Genomic DNA, 5,202 nt, shown 5'->3' on the forward strand with positions numbered 1-5,202 from the left:
AATGTCGGGGGCATTGGTGAGGACTGCCAGCTTGCCGTCGAAGAGTTCGGCATTCCGGATCGCCGCCTCGTCAATGGTATGGCTGAACCTGTCCGAGTGCAGATCGGGCTTGATGAAGCGGGTCAGCTCTGCGTCGGCCACGGTGCGGGCGAACCTGCTATAGGCACCGCGATCGGAGGCGCGGCGTCCGCGGGCCGTCTGCCCCTCGTCCTGGGCATCGAGTTTGCCCACCATCCGCTCCGCCATCGCCTCCAGCTCGCCGATGCGGGCCCGACGCTTGTGGGATTGGTCTTCGGCCCGCAAGGGATCATGCGCCACAATGAGCCGGTGACCGGCGAAGGTGGCTTCTGCGACGCCCTCGTGGAAGGCGAGGTTCTGGAAGGTCTCGACCAGGTCGACATAGCGACGGGCCGGCACTGCCAGGATGAACTCCAGCGTGCGCTCCGACCGTTCAGCGACCGAGGTCAGTTCGGCGATGTTGTCGAGGCTGAGCAGGCCGCGGTCGGCCACCAGCACCACCCGCTGGATCGGGAAGCGCGCGAGCACCTTCTCCAGCATCCCTTGCAAGGTCTTCGTCTCGGCGACGTTGCCGGGGTGGACCGTATGCAAGAGCGGCAATCCTTCTGCGGTCTGGACCACGCCGAGGACGAACTGCCGGGCGATGCCGCCGCGTTCCTTGTTCATGCCGAAGGCGCGCAGATCGTCGGCAACCTCCCCCTCGCCGTGAATGCGCACAGTGGTCAGGTCGTAGAACACGATCGAAAGGTCTCGATCGACCAAGGGGCGGAATTGGCGGCTCAGCGCGGCCTCGACGGGATCAAGGTTGTCCATCAAGGCGTCCATGGCGCGCAGGAGCTGCTGGTGTGTCGGGGTCTGCGGCATCCCGGGCATCGCGACCGTCTCCAGCCACCGCAGGCATCCCAGCTTCGACTCCGGCGCGCAAAGCCGGTTGAACACCATCGCCCGGATCAGCGCCTCGGCATCGAAGCCGCGCCGGGATGAGCGCAGGGCCTGCTGCAAGGCTTTGTCGATCCCCAGGTCGCACCAGAGCTCGTGAAGGGCGAAGACGTCGCCATACGTGCGGCCGGGCTCCTGGATGACCTCCGAGGCGGTATTCTCAGCGCGGCCAACGGCCCGGTTCAGGCCGTTGATCAAAGGATCGAGCGTCGAAGGGGTAAGCTTGTCGAGCCGCCCAAGGTTCGCGACCACGCGGACGCGGGACTGCCCGCGGTCATTGCGGTAGGCCTCGACGAGTTGGAGATACTGGCGGCCGCCGGTCTTCGTGATGCGCGTATACATTGTGTAGCGATGATACCTGAGCCGAATCCCCAGAGGCAATGGGTAATACAACCGCATCGTGTGACTACACCGGCCATCCATATCGACCTCGGGGCGTCCACTAAATTATTGAAACTACGTCATCGGCCAAAGCAGATGATCATGAAACCGCCCCTGAAGTGTCGAACTTGGGGAGCCAGTTTCCGGGACAGATCAGGCTTCTTTCTGCGCCTCCTGTCCGGTTGAGGTGGATTGTGGCAGGCGGCTCTCCGCCACTGGGCGGGTGGTGCCGCTGGGGATTGCAGACGGCGATCCATCGGCCGATGCCTGCCTTCGCCTGAGAGCCGGTCTCCCAGGCATGCGGATAGACCCACGCATACGTCAGAGACCGCCAGAGGCGCTGGATGAAGATGTTGTCGAGACACCGGCTCTTGCCGTCCATCGAGATCCGGATCCGCTTCAGCCGGCCGGTCCAGGCGAAGGATGTGAACTGAGAGGTGCAATCGGTGTTCGCAATACAAAAAAGGAGGATCTGACTGGTCCGTTGGATTGCCATAAGGCGCATCAGCCGCCGGATGCGCTGCACGCTCACCGGGTGTTCTTCGTTTTGTAAGTATCAGCTCATCTGCTGGAGGCCGTGGAACGGCGATTCGAGGAACCACTGGTCAATTGGCCGCATGAGCGCCAGGTTCATCCAAATCTCGCCCTGCGGCGCATAATGGAACGATGAGCACGAGACTGACAGCAGGCGGCACAGTGTTCAGACCGGCAGCGTGGGATGGTGACGTGCGATTGGCCCGCCTCACTCGTCGGTCCAGAGCCTGAGCTTTCGTGACGAGAAAATCTTTGGGACGGCCAGCTCTTGGATCCCAACATGCGACGACCGCACTGTCTGGTCGTCGATCTTGGCCTTCTTCTTCCCGCCGTGCCCGAAGATGTTCGATGACCCTCCAGAAGAGCTGTCTCCCTCTGCTGGATCGTCGTCGGATGCACGCCGTGCTGCGCGGCAAGCTCCGACACCGAGCGCTCGCCCTTCACGGCTTCCAGCGCCGCGCAATTCCTGCAGCCCGCATCGCGGTTCCTGCGTTTCGCCGTCCTCTGTGCTCATCGCTCCGGGAAACCAGCAGACGTCAGATCACAGCTTCCGTCATTGTTCGGCTCTCGCGCGGCTCAGCCGGACAGTGCAGAACATTTAGCCCGGATAATTCACGAGAAGGCGGCGGAGGTGGCGTAACCGTCTGAAACTCTATATTTTTTGGTTATCGACGCCAAAGATTCAGATTTCAGCAGGACGACCTCCGCCATGGCTCAATCTACGTGCTTCACGCCCCGCCTGTCACCCCTTAACGGTAAGCCGGTCCTACTCGGGTTTGACGGCGCCGACATGAGCTCCGACGCCGGCCTAACCCTGCTGCGCGAGATCGAGCGCAGGGCGGGTCTGGCGCAGCGGCTCGCAGATTGCCTGCACGATCCGCGTGACCCGGCGAAAGTTCAGCATAGCCTGTGCGACATCATCCGGTTCCGGATCATGATGATCGCGGCGGGATACGAAGACGGCAATGACGCGACCGCCCTTCGGCACGATCCCAGCTTCAGGATCGCGCTGGAGCGTGGCCCGGAAACAGGGCCGGCCTTGTGTTCGCAGCCGACGATCTCGCGCATGGAAAACCTGCCCGACGCCCGCGCCCTTATCCGCATGGGCCGCGAGATGATCCGGTTCTACTGCCACTCGTTTGCGCGCCCCCCAAGCCGGATCGTGCTCGATATCGATGATACCTTTGACGCGGTGCATGGCCACCAGCAGCTGCGCCTGTTCAATGCGTTCTACGACGAGTTCGGCTTCCAGCCGATCGTCGTGTTTGACGGTGAGGGCCGGCTCGTGGGGACACTGCTGCGCCCGGCCCGCCGCCCCAAGGGAGCCGAGAGCGCGGCCCATATCCGCCGGTTGATCCGGCAGATCGCCAGGTATTGGCCCGAGACGGAGATCCTGCTGCGGGCGGACAGCCACTACTGCACCCCGCAGGTTCTGGACCTGTGTGACGGGCTCGGGCTGCGCTATGTCTTCGGTCTGTCAAAGAACGGCCGTCTGGCGCAAAACATCTCGGCATTGGAGGCATCGACAGCGGCGCGCTACGTCCGGACGCCGGGTCAGAAGCTGCGCCGGTTCAAAACCTTCTCCTACGCGGCTCGGTCGTGGTCGAAACCCCGCCGCGTCATCGCCCGCGTCGAGGTTGGTCCCATGGGTCGGGACACCCGCTACGTCGTCACCAATCTCGAGGGCGGCCGCGGTAAGCACCTTTACGAGAAGCTCTATTCCGCTCGCGGCCAGATAGTGCCCCATTGCGTGGTGTAGGAGCGCCGACCTTCGGAGAGGTCCGAAGCTGATCAGGTGGCCACGGTGGGCAATCTGACGTCTGCATTGTCGGTGACGCGCGCGAGGCTTTCAAGCGACATGTACCGCCGGGCGACTGTCCATTTGTCGTTTGTCTCGAGCATCAGAGCGCCGACCAGGCGAACAATGGCTTCGTCGTTTGGAAAGATCCCGATGACATCGGCGCGCCGCTTGATCTCGTGGTTTACTCGCTCGATTGGGTTCGTGGATGCGATCTGGGTCCAATGCTCGCGCGGGAAGTCCATGTAGGCCAGGACGTCGTCGCGGGAGGCGTCCATGAACGCGCCGAGCTTTTCCTGCTTCTCGCGAAGCGCATCCGCGACCACTTCCCACTGGGCTTCGGCCTCGGCCTTTGTCTCCTGCGCGAAGATCGTCTTCAGCATCGCCGCCACCGCCGTACGCTGCTTGGCCGGGGCATGGGCAAGCGCATTGCGCATCCAGTGAACGCGGCAGCGCTGGTGGGTCGCGTCGAACACCCGACGCGCAGCCGCCCGCAGCCCCTTGTGATCGTCGGCAACGACCAGCTTCACGCCCCGCAGGCCGCGATCGGCCAGCGAGCGGAGAAAGCCGGTCCAGAACGTCTCGGCCTCGGAAGGGCCGGTGGCCACGCCCAGCACCTCACGTTTGCCGTCCTCGTTCACCGCAATGGCCACTATCGCGGCGCGGCTGACAATGCGCCCGCCGTCACGCACCTTCAGGTACGTGGCATCGAGCCAAAGGTAGGGCCACTCGCCCTCCAGCGGCCGCGACAGGAACGCGTTCACCCGCTCATCGATCTCACCGCAGAGCCGGCTGACCTGGCTCTTCGACATGCCGCCAGCGCCCATGGCCTTCACCAGGTCGTCCACCGAGCGCGTCGAGATGCCTTGCACGTAAGCCTCCTGGATCACAGCCACGAGTGCTTTTTCGGCTGTCCGACGCGGTTCAAGAAAGCTCGGCAAGTAGCTTCCCTTCCTCAGCTTCGGGATCTCCAGCGATATCCGTCCGGCGCGGGTGTCCCAGTCCCGCTCGCGGTATCCATTTCGCTGAACCTCACGCGACGGCGAACGCACGCCCTTTGCTACGCCAGTTCTGGTCTCAATCTCCGCTTCCATGATCCGCCTGGCCGCGAAAGCCAGCATCTCGCGCACGAGATCGCCATCGGCCTCCTTTTCAACCAGCTCAAGCAGCGCCATTCTGTCGTCGGTCATCGTCGTCTCCGTTCTTGGTTTCGAGTCTCGCAACCCGAACCTTCTCGAAGATCGACGGTGACCACCAGCGTCACACCCGGCCGCGCGCTACGCTACGCCAAGGGCTTCGCCCGCGGCCTCCTACACCAACCGCTGGGACACTATCCTCGGCACGCCCGGTCATCCGCAGGCAGGCGCTGACGGTGCGCTTGCCCGGTGCCAGCATTGCACCCATGACCAGAACAAGCACGTGTTCCCAGCTGGGAGCTGTAAAGCACATTCGCAGCTCCTGCAGCCAATCGCGCAGGATCTGGGGAACCGGAACGCCTGTCGGCGGCGGGGAGGTGGAATGTTGCTGCATCC

At 63.5% G+C, this 5,202-nt stretch carries 3 protein-coding genes and 2 pseudogenes; 1 reads left to right on the forward strand and 4 read right to left on the reverse strand.

The window, feature by feature from the left end; translation table 11 throughout:
* On the reverse strand, positions 1-1,299 hold a 1,299-nt coding region (locus JSE7799_RS10415; RefSeq protein ID WP_055663550.1), incomplete at its 3' end, for an IS1634 family transposase.
* Between the two features lie 139 nt (positions 1,300-1,438).
* Positions 1,439-1,783: pseudogene (locus JSE7799_RS20480) on the reverse strand (integrase core domain-containing protein); the annotation flags it as partial.
* A 798-nt stretch (positions 1,784-2,581) separates the two neighbouring features.
* Between JSE7799_RS20480 and JSE7799_RS10425 the strand changes: the two are divergent.
* A pseudogene (locus tag JSE7799_RS10425) lies at positions 2,582-3,619 on the forward strand (IS1380 family transposase); the annotation flags it as partial.
* Between the two features lie 44 nt (positions 3,620-3,663).
* Here the strand turns inward: JSE7799_RS10425 and JSE7799_RS10430 are convergent.
* Together JSE7799_RS10430 and JSE7799_RS21315 are read right to left on the reverse strand one after the other, a co-directional pair.
* Entirely contained in the window at positions 3,664-4,860 is a 1,197-nt protein-coding gene (locus tag JSE7799_RS10430) for an IS256 family transposase (protein ID WP_055663553.1), read from the reverse strand.
* 70 nt (positions 4,861-4,930) lie between these two features.
* Positions 4,931-5,202: hypothetical protein (locus JSE7799_RS21315; RefSeq protein ID WP_222101742.1), on the reverse strand; the 272-nt coding region annotated here is incomplete at its 5' end.

This window comes from Jannaschia seosinensis, from assembly GCF_001408515.1.
In the GTDB taxonomy this organism is placed as follows: domain Bacteria; phylum Pseudomonadota; class Alphaproteobacteria; order Rhodobacterales; family Rhodobacteraceae; genus Jannaschia; species Jannaschia seosinensis.